Origin of the sequence: Nocardioides sp. Soil796 (assembly GCF_001429525.1) — a bacterium.
Taxonomy (GTDB): domain Bacteria; phylum Actinomycetota; class Actinomycetes; order Propionibacteriales; family Nocardioidaceae; genus Nocardioides.
The window spans coordinates 166,493-186,284 of record NZ_LMSQ01000017.1 but is presented as its reverse complement, the minus strand read 5'-3'; the positions used below and the strand labels follow the sequence as shown (position 1 = coordinate 186,284).

The window sequence follows — 19,792 nt, the reverse complement described above, 5'->3', positions numbered from 1 at the left end:
TGGTGTTGACGGTGGTGCGGTGTCATGACGCGTGTGGAGCGACCGTAACCCCGCGTTACACCGGGCGGGGACGGGTGGTTCAGACGGCCGGCGGCGGGGCCGGTACGGCGACCGGGCGCAGGTTGCGCTCGGAGATCGAGCGGGAGCCACGACCGATGGCGACCATGCCGGACTGCACGATCTCACGGACCCCGAACGGCTCGAGGACCCGCAGGAAGTCGCCCAGCTTGTCGGCATTGCCGGTGACCTGGATGGTCAGGGCGTCGGTGGCGACGTCGACCACCTTGGCCTTGAACAGCTGGACGGCGTCGAGGACCTGGCCGCGCGTCTCGGCGTCGGCGCGGACCTTGACCAGCAGCAGCTCGCGGCTGATCGAGGACGAGCCGTCGAGCTCGACGATCTTGATCACCTCGATCAGCTTGTTGAGCTGCTTGGTGACCTGCTCGAGCGGGCTCTCGTCGACCGAGACCACGATCGTCATGCGGGACACGTCGGGACTCTCGGTCGGGCCGACCGCGAGGCTGTCGATGTTGAAGCCGCGGCGGCTGAAGAGGCCGGCGATCCGGGCCAGGACGCCCGGCTTGTTCTCGACCAGGACGGACAGGGTGTGCTTGCTCACAGGTCATCCTCATCGAACTGGGGAGCCAGGTCCCGGGCGTACTTGATCTCGTCGTTGCTGGTGCCGGCGGCCACCATCGGCCACACCATGGCGTCGCGGTGGACCCGGAAGTCGACGACGACCGGCTGGTCGTCGATCGACATCGCCTTCTCGATCGTGGCGTCCACGTCGTCGGGCGAGTCGCAGGCCAGGCCGACACAGCCGTAGGCGTCTGCGAGCTTCACGAAGTCGGGGATCCGCTTGCTGTGCAGGTCGGTGTTGGAGTAGCGCTCGTTGTAGAACAACGTCTGCCACTGGCGCACCATGCCGAGCGACTCGTTGTTGATCACCGCCACCTTGATCGGGATGTCGTTGATCGCACAGGTGGCCAGCTCCTGGTTGGTCATCTGGAAGCACCCGTCGCCGTCGATCGCCCAGACGGTGCTGTCGGGCATGCCGACCTTGGCCCCCATGGCGGCAGGCACCGCGAAGCCCATGGTGCCGAGGCCTCCGGAGTTGAGCCAGGTGTTCGGGTTCTCGTAGCCGACGAAGTGGGCGGCCCACATCTGGTGCTGCCCGACCCCCGAGCAGTAGATCGCCTCGGGCCCGGCGATCTTGCCCAGGCGCTCGAGGACGTACTGCGGGGCGAGGGCGCCGTTCGGCGGGGTGTCGTAGGCCAGCGGGTACTGCTTCTTGATGCCGGCCAGGAACCCGACCCAGGCCTCGTAGTCGCCACGGTTGCCCTGCTCCGCCTCGGCGTTGAGCGCGATGATCAGGTCGGCGATCACCTCGCGGCAGTCACCCACGATCGGCACGTCGGCGTGGCGGTTCTTGCCGATCTCGGCCGGGTCGATGTCGGCGTGGATCACCTTGGCGCCGGGTGCGAACGAGTCGAGGTTGCCGGTCACCCGGTCGTCGAAGCGGGCACCCAGGCTGATGATCAGGTCGCTCTTCTGCAGGCCGGCCACCGCCGCGACGGTGCCGTGCATGCCGGGCATGCCGAGGTGCTGCACGTGGCTGTCGGGGAACGCTCCCCGGGCCATCAACGTGGTCACGACGGGCATGCCGGTCGCCTCGGCCAGCACGCGCAGCTCCTTGGAGGCACCTGCGCGGATCACGCCGCCGCCGACGTACAGCACCGGGCGACGAGCCTCGAGGATCAGCTTGGAGGCCTCACGGATCTGCTTGCTGTGCGGCCGGGTCACCGGGCGGTAGCCGGGCAGGTTCAGCTCGGTCGGCCACTGGAACGTGGTCATCGCCTGCAGCGCGGACTTGGCCACGTCGACCAGGACCGGGCCGGGGCGACCGGTCGAGGCGATGTGGAACGCCTCGGCCACAGTCTGCGGGATCTGGGCCGGGTCGGTGATCAGGAAGTTGTGCTTGGTGATCGGCATCGTGATGCCGCGGATGTCGGCTTCCTGGAAGGCGTCGGTGCCGATCTGCGCGGCGCCGACCTGTCCGGTCACCGCGACCATCGGCAGCGAGTCCATGTGCGCGTCGGCGATCGGGGTGACCAGGTTGGTCGCACCCGGGCCAGAGGTCGCCATGCAGACGCCGACCTTGCCCGTGGCCGCGGCGTACCCCTGCGCAGCGTGGCCGGCACCCTGCTCGTGGCGTACGAGGATGTGGCGGATCTTGCTGTCGAAGAGCGGGTCGTACGCCGGGAGGATCGCGCCTCCCGGAATGCCGAAGATGTTCTCGACGCCCGCGCTCTCCAGCGACTTGATCAGGCTCTGGGCACCGGTGACCTGTGCCCCGGTCTCGCCCTGCTCGCTCATCCTTGCTTCCTGTCCTCATGGGTTCGACTGCAACAAAAAACCCCCCGGCCGGTTTCGGCAACGAGGGGATGACGCGTGGGCGATGAGACCTGTGTGGTCTCAACTCACGCGTCGCGTGCATACAAGAAGGTCCTTGCGCATGCGCCTACGTTCGCTGCCGACGCCCGCCGGCGTCAACCAAGTACAACAGTAATCCCACATCGTGGTACCCGAGTCCCAGCATATGGCGCTCAGGGCGACGCGCGTACGCCGGCCTCCGTCGCGAGCTCGTCGATGCGTCGGGCCAGGGTGAGATCACGCCCGGTGATGCCACCGACGTCGTGGCTGGTCAGGTGCACCTCCACCCGCCCCCAGCCGAGCTCGAGGTCGGGGTGGTGGTTCAGCTCCTCGGCGACCGCGCCGATCGCGTCGACCAGCGCCAGTGCCTTGGCGAAATCGCCGGTGTCGAACCGGACGTGGAGTGCGTCGTCGTGCGTGGCCCAGCCGGTGAGTCCTGCATCGAGCACCTGCTGATCAGTCAGCTTCTCGCTCATGGTGCCCAGCATGCCACTCGGGAGGGCACCGGCGGGAGACTCACCCGGCCGCGCGGATCTCCCCCAGCGTGCGCACCTGCCGGCCGCCGTCGTGGTTGGCCGGGTCGAGCCAGGCGAGGTACGCCGACTCGAGCGCGGGCCACTCACCGTCGGTGATCGAGAACCAGTCGGTGTCGCGGTTGCGGTCCTTGTAGACCAGCGCCTGGCGGAAGCGTCCCTCGTAGGTGAAACCGAGTCGGGCGGCAGCCTTCCGCGAAGGTTCGTTGAGTGCGTCGCACTTCCACTCGTAGCGCCGGTAGCCCAGCGAGAACACGTGCCGGGCCAGCAGGAACTGCGCCTCGGTGGCCGCCGTCGTGCGCTGCAGGCGACGGCCCAGCACGATCCACCCGATCTCGACCGAGCCGTTGGCCCGGTCGATGCGCATCAGGCTGAGCATGCCGGCGGCCACGCCCGAGCCGTCGCGCACCACGACCGTCACCGAGTCGGTCGCCTCCGACCGCGCTTCGACGTGTGCGGCGAAGTCGGCCCGGTCGAGCGGCTTCTCACGTGGGAGGTAGGTCCACAGCGAGTCGTCGTCGGGCCCGCACAGCTCGTCGTACAGCTCGTCGGCGTGCTCGGGCAGCAAGGGCTCGACCCGGCACCAGCGGCCCTTCAGGACCGCGACGTCCGGGAAGGGGCACCCGTGCCAGTCGGGCACCGGGGGCCCGACGGGCTGCTCGTCGTTGCCCTGCACATCGCTCACGATCTCGAGACTAGTGATCACGCAAGGGTCTGCGACACCTCGCCCTGGCCGTTGTGGACGACGATGCGGGTGTCGGCGCCGTTGACCAGCGGCATGAACGGTGCGACGTGGCCGCAGTCGACGTCGAGCACGACGGGGATGTCGAGGCCGCCGAGCGCGTCGGCGACGGCGTCGTGCTGGGTGAAGTCGCCCGACGCAGGTGCCGGGGTGCGGCCGATCAGGATCGCCGACGCCTCGTCGAACCAGCCGGCCAGCCGGAAGCCGTGGAGGATCCGGGCCACGTCGTAGGCACCGAAGTCGCAGGCCTCGAGATAGACGATCAGCCCGTCGTCGGCATGGTCGCGCCCGAAGCCGGCGACGTCGGCGTACGGCGTGCCGGAGATCGCGCCCAGCGTCTCGACGCAGCCGCCGATCAGCCGGCCACCCACCTCGAGGTTGCCACCACCGAGCACGCTCCACCCGCCCTCCCCGTCGAGGTCGAAGGTGTTCACCCCCGGGTTGCCGACGTAGTCGCCGTGCGCGGCCGTGCGGTAGCGCCCCGGGCTGCGCTGCACCACGGGCCCGTTCGCCGCGGCGACGTCGGTCCAGTGCAGCAGCCCCTCCGGCGGGGTGTACGGCGAGTCCATCAGGTTCGCACCGTGCAGGGTGGCCCAACCAGAACGCAGGGTCAGCGGCAGCATCACCGTGGTCATGTCGGAGTAGCCCACCAACCACGTCGGCTCGGCCGCGGCGAGGGCGTCCCAGTCGACCAGGTCGAGCAGGTCGATCGCCAGCTCGCCGCCCCACGGCGGCGCAACCGCACGGATCTCCGGGTCGAGCAGCATCGCGGTCAGCTCGTCGGCGCGCTGCTGCTTGGGCGCCGAGACGTGCCGGTCGCCGGACATGCACTCGCCGACGCGTACGTCGTACCCGCGCCGGCGCAGGTCGGCCAGGGCGACCTCGAGCCGAGGCTGCATGCGAGCGTCGACGCCGCTCGAGGGCGAGGTCACCCCGATCAGGTCGCCGGGCTTCAACGGGCGCGGGAACTGCAGCTGCGGACGGCGTGTGTCAGGGACGGAAGGCATGCGCGCCAGCATGTCACCGCGGTGGTCGGCAGGCCACCGAGTAAACCGCGGCGGCTACTGGAAGCTGACGAACTGCACGCGCGGCCGGATCCGCAGCACCTTGGCGGCCGACATGCGGCGGATGTCTTCGTCGTAGAACAGCTTGAAGCCCATGTGGAACTGCTTCGCCTTCGCCACATGGAGGTAGGTCGACATCTTCTGGCCCGGCGTACCGAAGCCGTCGACGTGCTGCACCATCGCCAGGTGCGGGCGGGCCCTGACCCGGTCGATGCCGCGGATCATCTCCCGGCGGAACTGGTGGAGCATGAAGATCTTCTGCGGCAGGCGTTCACGACGGACCAGCCCCTCGAGCCAGGCCGAGGTGCGGTTCACCTCGCTCGCGTTGACCGACCCGATGCGACGACCCGGCACGTCTCCACGGCCCATCCGCCACTCGGGGTCGAGCGCGAGGCCGACCCACGGGTGCTTGAGCGCCCACTCCCAGCGCTTGGCGACCTTCAGGAAGTCGCTGCGGCCGGTCTGCAGGTCGAGCACGAGCATCACCTTGTGGCGGCGGGCCGCGCGCACGTACTCGGCCACCGCGGATTGGTCGATGTCGTGGCTGAAGTCCCGGCCCGGCCCGGGGTGTCCGTCGGCCACGGTCACGATCAGCTCCATCACCGGTACGGCCGGCTTGCCGGGGCGGTCGAACGGCCGGGCCGCTCGGCGTACCCGCCGGACGGCCTGCTCGGGCGAGGTCTCCCCCAGCACGCCGAGCACGGGCGTGCCGGCCGTGCCGTAGTAGGCCACCAGCATCCGGCCGTCGAAGACCCTGGTGCCCCCGTGCGGGAGCGCCGGGATCGTGGGCAGCTTCGCGATGACGGGTGCGGAGCCACTGTCCTTGCCGGGTTCGGCGCCCGGCTCGGCGGCGGCCCCGGCCACCGCGATCTCCGACACGTCACCGGCGTCCGTGCCCGGGTGGCCGACGATGCCGGCGGTCAGGACGAGGACCACCAGGCCCGCGAGCACACCGAGGATCGCGTGCGTGGGCGCGATCGTCTCCCTCACGGCAGGACCAGGTCCGCGACGGCGCCCGGGTTGAAGGCGATCTCCCACCGGAAGCCGTCAGGGTCGCCGAAGTAGCCGGTGTAGCCACCCCAGTCGCGTTCGACCGCGTCGCTGACCGGATCGGCGCCGGCCGCACGCGCGGTGGTCAGCACCGCGTCGACCTCGTCGCGGGTGGCCACGTTGTGGGCCAGGGTCAGTGGCGCCACGCCGTCACCGCGCCGGATCGGGCCGACCTCGGCCTCGAACTCGGCCTCGGCCCACAGGGAGAGCAGGAGGTGCTCCCCCGCCTTGATCATCAGCACCTCACCGGGCACGTCCATCTCGGCGGTCCAGCCGAGGCCGTCGAGGTAGAACGCCCGGGTGGCGTCGAGGTCGGCCACTGCGAGGGTGACGAGGCTGATCCGCTGGTCCAATGCACTGCTCCCCGTTGGTGACGATTGCGCTGTTCGAACTGTTTCACGCGCCACCGTGCCACGAGGTTGCCCCGCGCCGGGAATCCGACGATTGCGAGACAGGTCAGGGCAGCCCGAGGAATCGCTCGGCGTTGCCGTGGAGGATCGCCGCCCGGTCGGGGTCGGTCAGGAAGTCGGCGCGGTGCACCACCTCGCCGACCGGCCGTTCGCCCAGTGGGTAGGGATAGTCGCTGCCGAGCATCACCTGCGAGGCACCCAGGGTGTCGACCAGCAACCGCAGCGCCGCGGGCTCGAAGACCACGGAGTCGACGCTGAACCGGTCGACGTACGACGAGGGCGGCAGCTCGGACTTCGCGACCAGGTCGCCCCGGCGGTGCCAGGCGTTCTCGAGGCGTCCCAGCCAGAACGCGAAGGAGCCACCGCCGTGCGCGAAGCAGATCCGCAGCGAGTCGGGCAGCCGGTCGAACGCGCCGCCGAGGATCATCGCCAGCACGGACAGGTGGGTCTCGGCCGGCATCCCGGTCAACCACCGGGCCATCCACCGGTCGAGGCGCGGCGACTCGGGCATGTCCCACGGGTGCACGAACACCGGCATGTCGATCGAGGCCGCGTGCTGCAGGAACGTCACGACCCCTTCGTCGTCGAGGTCGCGGTCTCCCACGTGGTTGCCGATCTCGACCCCGAGGTGGCCCGAGTCCCGGCAACGGTCGAGCTCGCGGCAGGCCTCGTCGGTGTCCTGCAGCGGCACCTGTGCGAACGGCAGCAGCCTCCCCGCGGACGGCGCACAGATCTCGAGGGCCAGGTCGTTGAAGATGCGGGCCACCTTCGCCGCCTCGGCGCCCGGCAGGTCGTAGCCGAAGAACAGCGGGGTCGGCGAGACCACCTGCTTCGCGACGCCGTCGGACTCCATGTCAGCCACGCGTACGTCGGCGTCCCAGGCGTTCGACCAGACCGGCCGGAACTCCGTCGAGCCGACCATGATCATCGCCGCACGCTCGGAGTCGACCCGCAGCCACGGCCGCTCCTCACCCAGGTCCGGCCAACCCGCGGGCACGTAGTGGGTGTGGACGTCGATCGCGTCCAAGCCGGTCAGCCCTTCCCCGGGTGCAGTGCGCCGCACGCGTCGCAGGTGCGCGCCTCCTCGGAGGAGTAGAACGCCTCGAAGACCGGCGGCAGGTCCGACACGATGTCACGCACCTGCAACTCCGCCTCGTGCACCTTCGCGTTGCACTGCTGGCAGAACCAGGCGAACTTCTCGAGGGTGCCCTCCTCACGGATGCGCTCGATGACCAGTCCGATCGAGCCGGCCTCCGGTCGCTGCGGTGAGTGGTAGGTGCTGCCCGGCAGCTTCCACATCGACCCCTCGGTGATGTCGACGCGGTGCGGGCCCTCGTCGGTCATCAGGTCGACGTGCATGTTGCCGCGGTACTGGTAGAACCACTCCTCGTAGGGCTCGAAGTGGAAGTCGGTGCGGCTGTTCGGCCCGCCGACCACCATCACGATGAAGTCGCCGGTGGCGTCGTACATCTGCTTGTTGTTGACCGGCGGCTTGAGCAGGTGCTCGTTCTCGTTGATCCACGACTCGAAGTTGAAGACGGGTGGGATGTCGGTCATGGGCTCTCCTCCGTGGTGCGGTCGGTTCGGGCGGTGCCGGCCAGGGTGGCGACGGCCTGGATCTCGATGAGCAGGTGCGGGTGCGGCAGCTGGTGCACCGCGACCGTCGTACGCGTCGGGCCGGTGTGGTCGAAGAACTCGGCCCACACCTCGTTGTAGCCGCCGAAGTCGTTCATGCTGACGAGGTACGTCGTCACCTGGACCAGGTCGTCCAGCCCTGCCCCGACGGCAGTCAGCAGGTCACGGATGTTCTCGATCACCGCCCGGGTCTGCGCGCGGATGTCGAGGTCGACCAACCCGAGCTCGTCGACCTCGACGCCGGCGAAGCTGTTGTCGGGGCGGCGGCTGCTGGTGCCCGACACGTAGACGAGGTCGCCGGCGACCTTCACGTGTGGGAAGGCGCCGCGCGGGGTCGCCTTGCCTGGTACGACGACGCCCTCAGGCACGGTCTCCTCCCGTCCGCACGGAGACCAGGCCGAGCCCGGCCACGGTGCCCTCGACGAGCACGCCGGGCTCCATGGCCACGGCCGCGGTGGCCGCCCCGGCCAGGATGATCGAGCCGGCCGGCAGGGCGAGGTCGTAGTGCGCCGCCATCCGTTGCGCCGCGGCGACGGCACGCAGCGGATCGCCGAGGATCGCCGAGGTGCTGCCCTGCTCGCGGGTCTCCCCGTCGAAGGCGAGCGTGACCTCGGCACCGGCGAGACGCTCGCGGTGGTCGGCGAACGGCAGCCACTCGCCGAGCACGAAGCCGGCCGCCGAGGTGTTGTCGGCGACCACGTCCTCGAGGCTGAACCGGAAGTCGCGGTAGCGGCTGTCGATGATCTCGAGGGCCGCCGCGACGTCGGAGACGGTCGACAGGGGATCCTCGAGGTCGGGCGGCAGGTCCGCACCGAGCCGGAAGGCGACCTCCGGCTCGACGCGTGGATGCACCATCGTGGCGAGGTCGACGGTGCCGCCGTCGGACACCTCGGTGCTCGCCGTGAGCTGGCCGATGATCACGTCGGAGACGCCCATCTGGCGCGCCTTTGCCTCACTGGTGAAGCCGAGCTTCACCCCGACGACGAGGTCGCCGCGTCCGACCCGCAGGGCGATGCCTCCCCGTTGTACGGCGTACGCCTCGTCGAGGGTGAGTGGTTCGTCGGCGGACAGCTGAGGGATGGCCGTGGCCGTGCGCACGGCGTCGTCGAGGCGGACGGCGAGCTCTTCGATGCGGTCTCTCGCTTCGCTCACAGCTGCACGCACACGTTCGTCGGCTCGGTGTAGAAGTGCAGCGAGTGCAGGCCGCCCTCGCGGCCGATGCCGGAGAGTCCCACGCCGCCGAACGGCGACCTCAGGTCGCGGAGGTACCACGTGTTCACCCAGGACATGCCCACCCTCATCCGTTGCGCGACCCGGTGCCCGCGGGACAGGTCGCTGGTCCAGGTGACCGCGGCCAGGCCGTAGTCGGTGTCGTTGGCCATCTTCACGGCTTCCTCCTCGGTGTCGAACGGGATCAGTGCGGCCACCGGACCGAAGACCTCCTCGCGCACCACCCGGTGACTGTTGTCGAGCCCGGTCCACAGGGTCGGTTGGATCCAGGCACCGGCCGCCAGGTCGTCGCCCAGGTCGGGGACGCCTCCCCCGACCACCACCTCGGCGCCCTCCGTGACCGCGAGGTCGAAGTAGGACTGCACCTTCTCGCGGTGCACCCGCGAGATCAGCGGCCCGGTCGTGGTGCCCGGGTCGTCGGGGCGACCCAGGCGCAGCCGACCCGCCTCCTTGGCCAGCCCCGCGACGACGTCGTCGAAGACCGGCCGCTCGACGTAGACCCGCTCGGTGCACAGGCAGACCTGGCCGGTGTTGAGGAACGTCGAGCGGGCCAGGCCGGGGATCGCCTTGTCGAGGTCGGCGTCGGCGAAGACCACCGCCGCGTTCTTGCCGCCGAGCTCGAACGACACCGGGCGTACGGCGGGGGCCACGGAGCGCATGATCGCCGAGCCCGTGGACGACTCACCGGTGAAGGTGACCCCGTCGATGCCGCGATGACTGGTCAGGTGCTCACCCACCGAGCCCGGGCCGAAGCCGTGCACGACGTTGTAGACGCCGTCGGGCACCCCGGCCTCGGCGATCACCTCGGCCAGCAGGGTGGCGGTGGCCGGTGTCTCCTCGGACGGCTTGACCACCACGGCGTTGCCGCAGGCCAGGGCCGGCGCCACCTTCCAGGTGAGCAGGAGGAGCGGGAGGTTCCACGGGACGATCACCGCGACCACGCCCAGCGGCTTGTGCACCGCGTAGTTGAGCGCCTGTCGCCCGTCGGGCAGCTCGGTCAGGAAGGAGTCCTGCCCGGCCGAGGCGACCGTGTCGGCGAAGGACCTGAAGTTCATCGCGGCACGGGCCACGTCGAGCTCACGCACCAGCGAGACCGGCTTGCCGGTGTCCCTCACCTCGGCGGCGACGAAGTCCTCGAACCGTTCGTCGATGCGGTCGGCGACCCTGCGCATGAGGGCGACGCGGTCGGCCGTCCGGGTGCGGCCCCAGGCACCGTCGAGGGCCCGGCGGGCGGCGCGTACGGCGGCGTCCACCGTCTCGGCACCGGCCTCGCTGACCGTGCCCACCAGGGAACCGTCGACCGGGTCGATCTTGTCGAACTCCGCGACTCCGTCGACGTAGGACCCGTCCACGAAATTCCGGAACGTCGTGCTCATGATCCGACCCTAGACCCGCGGCCTCTGAGCAGTCGGCGTACGGCGAGAAGGGCGGCACCTGATCCGGTGGCACCGGTGGCGAGCAGGCCGAGGTTCTGACGGCGCATGCGGTGCTCGATCTCGACGTAGGGGATCGTCGTGAAGGACACCATCTCGTAGCGGGACTGGTAGCGGCCCGGGACGGCCCGCTCCAGCGCGTGCTGGGCGCGCGAGCGCAGCCGGAACACCGGCGAGCTGACCCGGTCGCGCATCTCGACGAAGTTGTCCAGGGCCATCTCGGCGATCGCGTCGCAGTTCGCCTTGCGGGCCTGTTGGTAGGCGTCGAGGGCGCCGGTCAGGTCGTCCCCCGCCTCTGCGAGGAGCCGGTCCAGCTCGATGCAGTCCTCGAAGGCGCAGTTCGCGCCCTGGCCGAAGAACGGGACGATCGCATGGGCGGCGTCGCCGAGCAGGGCCAGCGAGGCACGCTCGCCGTGGTGCACCCAGGGGCTGCAGCGGATGGTGACCAGGGACCCGATCGGGTTACGCCTGAAGTCGTCGACCAGGTCCGGGATCAGGTCCGCCACGTCCGGGTAGTGCCGGGCGAAGTGGCTCCGGATCTCGTCGTCGGTGCCCAGCGCGTCGAACTCCTCGCGGGTCCAGAAGAGCGTGCAGGTGAACGACCGGTCGAGGTTGGGCAGGGCGATCATCATCGACGAGCCCTGGGGCCAGATGTGGAGGGCGCCGGGGTCGAGGGCGAAGTCGCCGTCGACGGCCGGGATGGTCAGCTCCTTGTAGCCGTGGCTGAGGAAGTCCTGGCTGAAGTCGAAGCCGGCCCGGAAGGTCACGGCCCGGCGCGAGGCGGCGTACGACCCGTCGGCACCGAGCACGAGGCCGGCAGGCCTCTCGACAGGGCCGGTGTCGGTCCGGAAGCGCAGCACGCCGCCGTCCAGGTCGACGGACTCGAGCTCGTGCCCGAACTCGAGAGTGACTCCGGGCGTCGCCTCGGCGGCGTCGAGCAGGAGCTCGTTGAGCCGGCCGCGACTGACCGAGTGGATCGCCCGCACCCGGTCCGCACTGTAGGGCTGGAGCTGTGCCGCCGCGTCCTTCGCGTGCACCATGCGCCCCTGCATGGGCAGCGCCTGGGCCAGCACCTCGTCGCGGAGCCCGACCTGCTCGAGCGCACTGAGGCCGCGTGCCGACAGGGCCAGGTTGATCGAGCGGCCGCGCTCGGCACCGGTGGCGCGCGGGTCCGCACGGCGTTCGTAGAGCGTGACCCGGCGGCCGCTGCGGCCGAGCAGGGTCGCGGCCAGGCAGCCGGCCAGTCCGGCGCCGATGACCGCCACGTCCTGGTCGGCTCGGGTCTCAGGCACGTGCGCTCACCACCTCGGCCAGCGCCGTCGCCGCACGCCAGCAGTCGTGATGGGTCGAATACATCGGGACGGGCGCGAACCGCACCACGTCCGGCTGGCGGGCGTCGGCGATGACGCCACGCTGTCGCAGCCCGCGGGTCACCTCGCCGGCGTCGTCGGCCTGCAGCCGGACCGACAGCTGCGCGCCACGCTGGGCGGGGTCACGCGGGGTGATGATCTCGAGCGCACGGTCGGCGCAGAGCTCGTCGACGGCCCGCTCGAGGTACGCCGTGAGCCGGAGACTGCGGGCCCGCAGCGCGCCCATGCCCACGCTGTCAAACATCTCCAGCGACGCGAGCACCGGCGCCATCGCCAGGATCGGTGGGTTGGAGAGCTGCCAGGCGTCGGCGGTGTCCACCGGGGTGACCTCGGGCCCCATGCGGAAGCGGGTGGCCGGGTCGGTGCTCCACCAGCCGGCGAGGCGCGGCAGCGACCGGTCAGCCAGGTGGCGCTCGTGCACGAACGCGCCGGCAACCGCACCCGGCCCGCTGTTGAGGTACTTGTAGGTGCACCAGGCGGCCCAGTCGACGTCCCAGTCGTGCAGTCGCAGCGGCACGTTGCCGGCCGCGTGCGCGAGGTCCCAGCCCACCACGGCGCCCGCGGCCCGCCCGGCGCGGGTGATCGACTCGATGTCGAGCAGCTCGCCGCTGTAGTAGTTGACGCCGCCCAGCAGGACCAGCGCCACCTTCTCCCCGTGCTCGGCGAGGAAGCTGACGACGTCGTCGCTGCGCAACCCGGCCTCGCCGTCGCGGGGGCGCAGCCGGATCACTGCCTCGTCCGCGTCGTACCCGTGGAGGGCGGCCTGGCTGCGGACTGCGTAGCTGTCGGAGGGGAAGGCGGCGTCCTCGATGACGATCGCGTGCCGGTCGGGTGTCGGCCGGTAGAAGCTCAGCATCAGCAGGTGCAGGTTGACGGTCAACGAGTTCATCGCGACCACCTCGGCGGGGAGCGCACCCACGAGGCGGGCGGCCGGTTCCCGCAGCAGCTCGTGGTAGGGCAACCAGGGCCGTTGCGCCTCGAGGTGACCCTCGACCCCGAGACGCGCCCAGTCGTCGAGCTCTCCCTTGAGTCGCTCGGCGGTCACCCGGGGCTGCAGCCCCAACGAGTTGCCGGCCAGGTAGGCCGTCTCGGTTCCCGGCTGCTCGGGCACGGGTGGCACCAGGAACTGGTCGCGCGCGCAGGGGTCTGCGGCATCCAGCGCCAGGGCGCCTGCTTCGTCGACGGTCACGCGTGGGGCCTCCATGTTCTCGTCAATCGGTCACATCCATCCGGTCACCGGACACTCTGGCGGCCCGGTGTCGTCCGCGTCCAGTCGCCGCCCGCCGCGTGTGGCGCCGGATCCGGCTCACCCCGCAGCCGTCTCGTCAGCGGCCACCACCCTGGCTCGCGACAGCCAGGCGGCCGCGTCGTGGCCGGGGCCTCCCGGCACGAAGCTGAGGCGATCGCTCACCGCTGGTCCGGCGAACGGCGCGACCAGCGCGTGGACCAGGGCCCTCGGGCGCAGCCCGGCCCGGACGAGCAGCGCCAGCTCACGTTCGTTGAGTCCGACCGGCAGGTCGCCGTTGCCGAGGTCGGTGCCGTAGAGCACCTCTCCCCCGGCCGCGTGGAAGCGACTCAGGTTGTCCACGGCCGTGTCCTGTTCCGGGGAGGACGTGCCGTAGCCGTGGATGTCGAGCGTGCTGATCCACCGCTGGCTACGGGCCGCCCGGGCGATCTCGTCGTCGGACGCCCGCTCGGTCCAGGGCGTGTGCGCGAGTACGGCGACCCCGGCGTCGAGTGCGACCTGGAGCATGCCGGGCCCCTGCACGTGGGCGACCACCGGAACCGGCGACGCGTCGACCACCGCGGCCAGCGTGGCGGTGTCCAGCACCGGCCCGGCCTCGTTGTTGAGCACCACCTTGACCAGCGAGGCACCCAGGTCGACCTGCTCCGCCACGGCGGCCGCGGCCTGCGACGGGTCGGCCACGGCCCGGGTGCTGCCCTCCGGCGCCCAGGCGCGGTCACTCGGATAGCCACCGGGCGCGGTCAGGAAGCAGCCGGCGTACGCCACCGGGATCCTGGCGGCATCGGCGAGGTCGACGATGTCCGGCGACCAGCCGAGATCCACCACGGCACCGATGCCGCCGTCGGACAGTGCGTCGTACCCGACGAGGCCGAGGTGGACGTGGTGGTCGCGGAACACCGGGAACGCGGTGCCCTCCTCACCGGTGGGCAGGTGCCGCACCAGTCGTCCCGGCTCTCGCTCCATGGGCCATTCCTACACCCTCCCCACCCGATGCAACGCGGGGTCACGGTCGCTCCACACGCGTTGTGCCACGGACGAAGCGTCAACAGCACCGCACAGGACGACCGCTGAGTCAGCTGGTGACGGCTCCGTGCGCCGCGGACTGCACCGTCTTGGCGTACTTGCCGAGGACGCCGCGGGTGTACTTCGGCGGGTTGGGCTCCCAGCCCACCTTGCGCTTCTCGAGCTCGGCGTCGTCAATCTCCACCTCGAGCAGGCGGTTGGCCACGTCGAGGGTGATCTGGTCACCGTCGCGGACGAACGCGATCGGACCGGCATCCACGGCCTCGGGCGCGATGTGCCCGACACACAGGCCCGTCGTACCGCCGGAGAAACGACCGTCGGTAATCAGCAGGACGTCCTTGCCGAGGCCGGCGCCCTTGATGGCACCGGTGATGGCGAGCATCTCGCGCATGCCCGGGCCGCCCTTGGGGCCCTCGTAGCGGATCACGACCACGTCGTTGGCCACGATCGTGCCCTGCGTCAACGCGTCGAGTGCCGCGCGCTCGCCGTCGAAGACCCGGGCCGTGCCGGTGAAGACGTCGTTGTCGAAGCCGGCGCTCTTCACGACCGCACCCTCGGGGGCCAGCGACCCCTTCAGGATGGTCAGGCCACCGGACTTGTGAATCGCGTTGTCCATGGTGTGGATGACGTCGCCGTCGAGGGCCGGCGGGGCGATCGACTCGAGGTTCTCGGCGAGCGTCTTGCCGGTGACGGTCATCGCGTCGCCGTGCATGAGGCCGGCGTCGAGCAGCGCCTTCATCACCATCGGGATGCCACCGACCCGGTCGACGTCGGTCATGACGTACTTGCCGAACGGCTTGAGGTCGGCCAGGTGCGGGACCTTGTCGCCGATGCGGTTGAAGTCGTCGATGGTGAGGTCGACGTCGGCCTCGCGGGCGATCGCCAGCAGGTGGAGCACAGCGTTGGTGGAGCCGCCGAGCGCCATCACGACGGCGATGGCGTTCTCGAAGGCGTCCATGGTCATGATGTCGCGGGCGGTGAGGCCCTGGCGCAGCATCTCGACGACGGCCTCGCCCGACTTGATCGCGAAGGTGTCGCGGCGGCGGTCGGGCGCCGGCGGAGCAGCGGAGCCGGGCAGGGACATGCCGAGCGCCTCACCCACGGAGGCCATCGTGTTCGCGGTGTACATGCCGCCACAGGCACCCTCACCGGGACAGATCGCCTTCTCGACACGGTCGACCTCCGCGCGGGTGATCTTGCCGGCCAGGCAGGCACCGACGGCCTCGAACGCGTCGATGATGGTGACGTCCTTGCCGTCGATCTGGCCGGGCAGCGTCGACCCGGCGTACAGGAAGACCGAGGCAAGGTCGAGGCGGGCCGCGGCCATCAGCATGCCGGGCAGTGACTTGTCGCAGCCGGCCAGCAGCACGGAGCCGTCGAGGCGCTCGGCCATCATCACCGTCTCCACGGAGTCGGCGATCACCTCGCGGGAGACGAGCGAGAAGTGCATGCCTTCGTGGCCCATCGAGATGCCGTCGGAGACGGAGATGGTGCCGAACTCGAGCGGGAAGCCGCCGGCCGCGTGGACACCCTTCTTTGCGGCCTTGGCCAGCCGGTCCAGCGAGAGGTTGCAGGGGGTGATCTCGTTCCACGACGAGGCGACACCGATCTGAGGCTTGACCCAGTCGTCGTCGCCCATGCCCACGGCACGGAGCATGCCGCGGGCAGCGGCCTTCTCCAGTCCGTCGGTGACGTCGCGGCTGCGGGGCTTCATGTCAGGTGCGTCGGTCATGCCCCGAGCCTAATCCGCGGGGCTCGGCGCCGGGCGGGGTGTCTCAGCCCGGCGCCGCGTCTGGTGACTCAGGCCGGCTCTTCGGCGCGTGCCTTGAGGTTGGCCAGGCCCTTCTCGAAGTCCTTGCCGACCAGCTTGTCCATCGGGATGACCCGACCGACCAGGCCCATCAGGCCCTTCTGCTCACCCTGCATCGCCCAGGTCACCTCGGTTCCGGCCGCCACCGGGCGCAGTGTGAAGGTGACGGCGTTGGTCGCCTTCCACGGCTTGAGGAACCTCAGCGCCACCCCGATCCGGTCGGGTTCCGAGGCGGTGATCACCATGGTGCCGCTGCCGGCCCGCTTGTTGCCGGACCAGGCGTAGTGGGAGCCCTCGCCGCTCTCCGGCCCTGAGTAGGTCCGGTCGAGGTCGGGGTCGAGTCCCTCCCACGGCGACCAGCCCTGCCATTGACGGAAATCGTTGATCAGCCCGTGGATCCTCGGCGGATCGGCCACCACCACGGTTGAGCGCTCAACCTTGAACTCGGACATCGTCCAACCCCTCACACATGTTCCCAACGCAAGGGATCGTGTCAGAAAGAACGCGCGAGCACGACCCTTTCGGGGAGGGACTCACAGGGTCGCGGCGCGGACCACCATCACGTCGGGGAGGTTCTGCACGATCTCGCGCCAGGTCTCCCCCGCGTCCGCGGAGGCGAAGACTCCGCCGTTGCGACCGCCGAAGTAGAGGCCCGCCGGATCGTGGCTGTCGGCGTCCATCGCGTCGCGCATGACCGCCACGAAGAAGCCCTCGGGCAGGCCGGTGCCCAGCTCCTGCCAGGACGCGCCGGCGTCGGTGGAGCGCCAGACCCGCGCCTTCGCGTCCACCGGGTAACGCGCGTCGCCGCCCTGGATCGGGAAGACGAAGATCGTCTCCGGGTCGTGCGGGTGCACGACCATCGGGAACCCGAAGTCGGCCGGCAGCCCGTCAGCGATGGACTCCCAACGGCCTCCCTGGTCGTCGGAGCGATAGACGCCGCCGTGGTTCTGGAGGAACAGCCGGTCGGGTGCGTCCGGGTGGCGGGCCACCTTGTGCACGCACTGGCCGAACTCCGGGTACTGCTGCCCCTCGGGCAGGAACTCGGCCCGGATGCCGTCGTTGCGGGGCTGCCAGGTATCGCCGCCGTCGTCGGTCTGGTAGACACCGCCGGTCGAGATGGCGACGGTCAGCGACTGTGGGTCGGCCGGGTGCGGAAGGATCGTGTGGAAGGCCTGTCCGCCGAAACCCTCGCCCCACTGGGTGCGGTGCGGGTGGTTCCACAGGCCCCGGAGCAGCTCGAAGGACTCGCCGCCGTCGGTCGACCTGAACACCGCGCCCGGCTCAGTCCCGGCGTACACGACACCCGGTTGGGTGCCGGGGACCAGCTGCCACACCCGCTCGACGCTGGCGTCGATGTCGTCGGGCATGCGTACGGCGCCACCGGGCGTCTCCTGCCACGAGGCGCCGAGGTCGTCGGAGCGCCAGACCTGGGGGCCGGTCCAGCTCGACGAGGCACCCACCAGGAGACGCGGGTTGTCGCCACGTGTGTCGACCATGCAGGAGTAGACCTCCTCCATGTCGAAGTGGGGACCGGTCCACTGCCAGTCGACGCGCGCCGCGTCCGACGTACCGATCCAGAGGCCCTTGCGGGTTCCGACGAGGAGCACTGTCGATGCCATGCTTCGACCCTACGACCGGATCACGTTCGAGGGGAGAGGCATGCGCAGGGCAATCTGGCTGGTGCTGGGCGGCATCCTCTCCGTGCAGCTCGGCGCGGCCGTGGCCAAGGGCCTGTTCGACCGGATCGACCCCACAGCCATGGTCTTCCTCCGCCTGGTGACGAGCACGCTCGTGTTCCTCGCCATCGCCCGGCCCGACCTGCGCGGTCGCTCACGCGAGGACTGGGTGGTCGTGCTCGGCTTCGGGCTCAGCCTCGGGGTGATGAACTGGTCGATCTACCAGGCGTTCGCGCGCATCCCGCTCGGGTTGGCGGTGACGATCGAGTTCGTCGGACCGCTGGCCATCGCGGTGTTCGGCTCCCGGCGGCCGCGTGACCTGGTCTGGGTCGGCCTGGCCGCAGCCGGCGTGCTGCTGCTCGGCTTCCAGCCGACCGGGGTCACCCTGGCCGGGGTGCTGTTCGCCCTGCTCGCGGGCGCCGCGTGGGGGTCCTACATCCTGCTGAGCGCGAGCACCGGTCGACGCTGGCCGGGCATCGACGGCCTCGCCGTGGCCAGCGCGGTGGCGACCGCACTGCTGGTGCCCGCCGTCGTGAGTGGTGGCGTCGGCGACCTGCTGCACGGTGACATCCTCCTGCTCGGCGCCGCCGTCGGCATGCTCAGCTCCGTGGTTCCCTACAGCCTCGAGCTGGCCGCCCTGCGCTCCCTGCGCCCGGCCGTGTTCGGCATCATGATGAGCCTCGAGCCGGCCGCCGCGGCCCTCGCCGCGATCGTCGTCCTCCAGGAGTTCCTGGAGCCGATGCAATGGGTCGCGATGGCCTGCGTGATCGCGGCAAGTGTCGGCGCCACGCGGTCCGGGGCGCAGCTCCACGAGCCGGTGCCGGACTGAAGGTCCCCGCCGCGTGCTCGTTCACCCAGATGTCACACGACGTTGACGCAAGGGTCGCCCCCGCAGGCCTAGGTTGGGAGTCGTCCCCGCCATCGAGCCGCCTGGAGCGGATCATGAATCCCCTGCGCACTGTCCGGAACCTGCTTGACGACTGGGCCGTCCGGTCCCAGTCCACCGCCCGCCGCAACGCCATGCTCGCCTGCACCACCCTGGCGAAGCACCGCGCCGAAGTCCTCGAGGTCGATGAGTTCTTCGCCGCCCGCTATCCGACCCGGGTCGTGGCCGCCCACGGCTGAGGGCTCGGTCACATCTCCCGCACGGGCGGGCCGGCCTGGTGAACAATCCTCCTCATGGCTGCCATCGCCCAACCTGAAAGCACGATCGACAGCGCGACCCCGTCGGTCTACTTCTTCGACGTCGAGTCCGCGGACGGCACGCTCCTGCGCGCCTGGACCAACGACCCCGACTGCCTGATCGACGGCCCGACGGTCGTGCTCTGCAACGGCCTGGGCACCAACCCGTGGACCACGCCGTCGTTGCTGCGGCCCGGGTCCGGCGTACGCGTCGTGTCCTGGAACCACCGCGGCACCGGCGGCTCCGCACGTCCCGCCGACCGCAAGCACGTCGGCATTGAGCATTTCGTCGAGGACGCCGTCGCGGTGATGGACCACGTCGGCCTCGACAAGGCCGTGCTGCTGGGCTGGTCGATGGGCGTGAACACGATGTTCGAGCTCGCCGTACGCCACCCGGAGCGGGTGTCGGGGCTGTTCGCGTACGCCGGTGTGCCCGGGGCGACCTTCTCGACGATGCTGGCTCCTCTGCACCTTCCCAAGCCTGTGGCGCGCGCCCTGACGGTCAACCTGGCGCGCGTGGTCGCCGCAACGGGCAAGGCGATCACGCCGATCGCCAAGCGGCTGCCGATCGGGCAGAAGGCAGTGAGCCTGGTCAGCCACAGCGGCTTCATGTTCCCGGTCGCCGACCCGGAGCTCGCGGCGAAGGCGATCCGCGAGTACCTCACCACGCCGATCGACTGGTACTTCCACCTCGCGCTCACCACGGCCGCTCACGGCCGGGTCTCGCTCAGCCGGATCGACGTGCCGACCGCGTTCGTCGCCGCCAAGTGGGACCTGCTCGCCGGCCCACGCGACATGGCCAGCGCCGCGGCGCGCATCGAGGGCGCGACGTACGTCGAACTCGTCGGCAGCCACTTCATCGCGATGGAGCAGCCGGAGCGCTTCCACGAACTGCTCCTGGAGTTCCTCGACCGGGTGCGCTGACCCCCGGCCCGGGTTACACCGAGGTGCCCTA

At 70.5% G+C, this 19,792-nt stretch carries 21 protein-coding genes; 3 read left to right on the top strand and 18 right to left on the bottom strand.

Features of this window, described 5'->3' with window-relative positions; genetic code table 11:
* Positions 1 to 79 precede the first annotated feature (79 nt).
* The 18 genes from ilvN to ASH02_RS07790 form a co-directional block, all read right to left on the bottom strand.
* The gene (gene ilvN / locus ASH02_RS07875) at positions 80 to 619 is read right to left on the bottom strand and encodes an acetolactate synthase small subunit (RefSeq protein WP_056676012.1); all 540 of its coding nucleotides are present in this window, start codon (positions 617 to 619) and stop codon (positions 80 to 82) included.
* Positions 616 to 2,376, bottom strand: a complete 1,761-nt coding sequence (locus ASH02_RS07870; protein ID WP_056676010.1) for an acetolactate synthase large subunit — start codon at positions 2,374 to 2,376, stop codon at positions 616 to 618. The genes ilvN and ASH02_RS07870 overlap by 4 nt, the downstream gene beginning before the upstream one ends.
* A gap of 230 nt (positions 2,377 to 2,606) precedes the next feature.
* Complete coding sequence (locus tag ASH02_RS07865) at positions 2,607 to 2,909, bottom strand: 4a-hydroxytetrahydrobiopterin dehydratase (RefSeq protein WP_056679077.1); 303 nt, start codon at positions 2,907 to 2,909, stop codon at positions 2,607 to 2,609.
* A gap of 40 nt (positions 2,910 to 2,949) precedes the next feature.
* Positions 2,950 to 3,651, bottom strand: coding sequence for a GNAT family N-acetyltransferase (locus ASH02_RS07860; RefSeq protein ID WP_056679074.1), 702 nt, complete (start codon positions 3,649 to 3,651; stop codon positions 2,950 to 2,952).
* 17 nt (positions 3,652 to 3,668) lie between these two features.
* Positions 3,669 to 4,715 carry a S66 family peptidase gene (locus ASH02_RS07855; protein ID WP_156393480.1) on the bottom strand — a complete coding sequence of 349 codons (1,047 nt, stop codon included), beginning with the start codon at positions 4,713 to 4,715 and terminating at the stop codon, positions 3,669 to 3,671.
* Positions 4,716 to 4,769: 54 nt separating this feature from the next.
* The gene (locus ASH02_RS07850; protein WP_056676005.1) at positions 4,770 to 5,762 is read right to left on the bottom strand and encodes a hypothetical protein; all 993 of its coding nucleotides are present in this window, start codon (positions 5,760 to 5,762) and stop codon (positions 4,770 to 4,772) included.
* Entirely contained in the window at positions 5,759 to 6,175 is a 417-nt protein-coding gene (locus tag ASH02_RS07845; RefSeq protein WP_056676003.1) for a VOC family protein, read from the bottom strand. Before ASH02_RS07845 ends, ASH02_RS07850 begins: the two co-directional genes overlap by 4 nt.
* A gap of 103 nt (positions 6,176 to 6,278) precedes the next feature.
* A complete protein-coding gene (locus tag ASH02_RS07840) occupies positions 6,279 to 7,259 on the bottom strand; it encodes an amidohydrolase family protein (RefSeq protein WP_156393479.1) in 981 nt (326 codons plus the stop codon).
* 5 nt (positions 7,260 to 7,264) lie between these two features.
* On the bottom strand, positions 7,265 to 7,789 hold the full coding sequence (locus tag ASH02_RS07835; RefSeq protein ID WP_056675997.1) for a 3-hydroxyanthranilate 3,4-dioxygenase: 525 nt from the start codon (positions 7,787 to 7,789) through the stop codon (positions 7,265 to 7,267).
* Positions 7,786 to 8,235, bottom strand: a complete 450-nt coding sequence (locus tag ASH02_RS07830; RefSeq protein ID WP_056675994.1) for a RidA family protein — start codon at positions 8,233 to 8,235, stop codon at positions 7,786 to 7,788. Before ASH02_RS07830 ends, ASH02_RS07835 begins: the two co-directional genes overlap by 4 nt.
* Entirely contained in the window at positions 8,228 to 9,019 is a 792-nt protein-coding gene (locus tag ASH02_RS07825) for a 2-keto-4-pentenoate hydratase (protein WP_056675992.1), read from the bottom strand. Before ASH02_RS07825 ends, ASH02_RS07830 begins: the two co-directional genes overlap by 8 nt.
* Positions 9,016 to 10,473 carry a 2-hydroxymuconic semialdehyde dehydrogenase gene (locus tag ASH02_RS07820; protein ID WP_057294540.1) on the bottom strand — a complete coding sequence of 486 codons (1,458 nt, stop codon included), beginning with the start codon at positions 10,471 to 10,473 and terminating at the stop codon, positions 9,016 to 9,018. The genes ASH02_RS07825 and ASH02_RS07820 overlap by 4 nt, the downstream gene beginning before the upstream one ends.
* The gene (locus tag ASH02_RS07815; RefSeq protein WP_056675981.1) at positions 10,470 to 11,822 is read right to left on the bottom strand and encodes an FAD-dependent oxidoreductase; all 1,353 of its coding nucleotides are present in this window, start codon (positions 11,820 to 11,822) and stop codon (positions 10,470 to 10,472) included. The genes ASH02_RS07820 and ASH02_RS07815 overlap by 4 nt, the downstream gene beginning before the upstream one ends.
* Positions 11,815 to 13,089 (bottom strand): kynureninase, encoded by a 1,275-nt coding sequence (gene kynU, locus ASH02_RS07810; protein WP_235530206.1) that lies wholly within the window; start codon positions 13,087 to 13,089, stop codon positions 11,815 to 11,817. The genes ASH02_RS07815 and kynU overlap by 8 nt, the downstream gene beginning before the upstream one ends.
* 117 nt (positions 13,090 to 13,206) lie before the next feature.
* Positions 13,207 to 14,109 carry a hypothetical protein gene (locus tag ASH02_RS07805; RefSeq protein ID WP_057294539.1) on the bottom strand — a complete coding sequence of 301 codons (903 nt, stop codon included), beginning with the start codon at positions 14,107 to 14,109 and terminating at the stop codon, positions 13,207 to 13,209.
* Between the two features lie 109 nt (positions 14,110 to 14,218).
* Positions 14,219 to 15,901, bottom strand: a complete 1,683-nt coding sequence (ilvD, locus tag ASH02_RS07800; protein ID WP_056675972.1) for a dihydroxy-acid dehydratase — start codon at positions 15,899 to 15,901, stop codon at positions 14,219 to 14,221.
* Between the two features lie 68 nt (positions 15,902 to 15,969).
* Positions 15,970 to 16,431, bottom strand: coding sequence for an SRPBCC family protein (locus ASH02_RS07795; protein WP_056675969.1), 462 nt, complete (start codon positions 16,429 to 16,431; stop codon positions 15,970 to 15,972).
* Between the two features lie 81 nt (positions 16,432 to 16,512).
* Positions 16,513 to 17,598 carry a WD40/YVTN/BNR-like repeat-containing protein gene (locus ASH02_RS07790; RefSeq protein ID WP_057294538.1) on the bottom strand — a complete coding sequence of 362 codons (1,086 nt, stop codon included), beginning with the start codon at positions 17,596 to 17,598 and terminating at the stop codon, positions 16,513 to 16,515.
* Here ASH02_RS07790 and ASH02_RS07785 point away from each other — a divergent pair.
* The 3 genes from ASH02_RS07785 to ASH02_RS07775 all read left to right on the top strand — a co-directional run bounded on the left by ASH02_RS07785 (position 17,597) and on the right by ASH02_RS07775 (position 19,761).
* A complete protein-coding gene (locus ASH02_RS07785) occupies positions 17,597 to 18,484 on the top strand; it encodes an EamA family transporter (protein WP_082563488.1) in 888 nt (295 codons plus the stop codon). The genes ASH02_RS07790 and ASH02_RS07785 overlap by 2 nt on opposite strands.
* Positions 18,485 to 18,597: 113 nt before the next feature.
* A complete protein-coding gene (locus tag ASH02_RS07780; protein ID WP_056675963.1) occupies positions 18,598 to 18,780 on the top strand; it encodes a hypothetical protein in 183 nt (60 codons plus the stop codon).
* A 54-nt stretch (positions 18,781 to 18,834) separates the two neighbouring features.
* Entirely contained in the window at positions 18,835 to 19,761 is a 927-nt protein-coding gene (locus ASH02_RS07775; RefSeq protein ID WP_057294537.1) for an alpha/beta fold hydrolase, read from the top strand.
* The last annotated feature ends 31 nt before the right edge of the window (positions 19,762 to 19,792 follow it).

Excerpts from the sequence above, each read along its gene's own strand:
- ASH02_RS07790 (WP_057294538.1), bottom strand. The coding sequence starts at position 17,598 with ATGGCATCGACAGTGCTCCTCGTCGGAACCCGCAAGGGCCTCTGGATC.
- ASH02_RS07835 (WP_056675997.1), bottom strand. The coding sequence starts at position 7,789 with ATGACCGACATCCCACCCGTCTTCAACTTCGAGTCGTGGATCAACGAG.
- ilvD (WP_056675972.1), bottom strand. The coding sequence starts at position 15,901 with ATGACCGACGCACCTGACATGAAGCCCCGCAGCCGCGACGTCACCGAC.
- ASH02_RS07865 (WP_056679077.1), bottom strand. The coding sequence starts at position 2,909 with ATGAGCGAGAAGCTGACTGATCAGCAGGTGCTCGATGCAGGACTCACC.
- ASH02_RS07775 (WP_057294537.1), top strand. The coding sequence starts at position 18,835 with ATGGCTGCCATCGCCCAACCTGAAAGCACGATCGACAGCGCGACCCCG.
- ASH02_RS07855 (WP_156393480.1), bottom strand. The coding sequence starts at position 4,715 with ATGCCTTCCGTCCCTGACACACGCCGTCCGCAGCTGCAGTTCCCGCGC.
- ASH02_RS07785 (WP_082563488.1), top strand. The coding sequence starts at position 17,597 with ATGCTTCGACCCTACGACCGGATCACGTTCGAGGGGAGAGGCATGCGC.
- ASH02_RS07795 (WP_056675969.1), bottom strand. The coding sequence starts at position 16,431 with ATGTCCGAGTTCAAGGTTGAGCGCTCAACCGTGGTGGTGGCCGATCCG.
- ASH02_RS07870 (WP_056676010.1), bottom strand. The coding sequence starts at position 2,376 with ATGAGCGAGCAGGGCGAGACCGGGGCACAGGTCACCGGTGCCCAGAGC.
- ASH02_RS07805 (WP_057294539.1), bottom strand. The coding sequence starts at position 14,109 with ATGGAGCGAGAGCCGGGACGACTGGTGCGGCACCTGCCCACCGGTGAG.
- ASH02_RS07780 (WP_056675963.1), top strand. The coding sequence starts at position 18,598 with ATGAATCCCCTGCGCACTGTCCGGAACCTGCTTGACGACTGGGCCGTC.
- ASH02_RS07820 (WP_057294540.1), bottom strand. The coding sequence starts at position 10,473 with ATGAGCACGACGTTCCGGAATTTCGTGGACGGGTCCTACGTCGACGGA.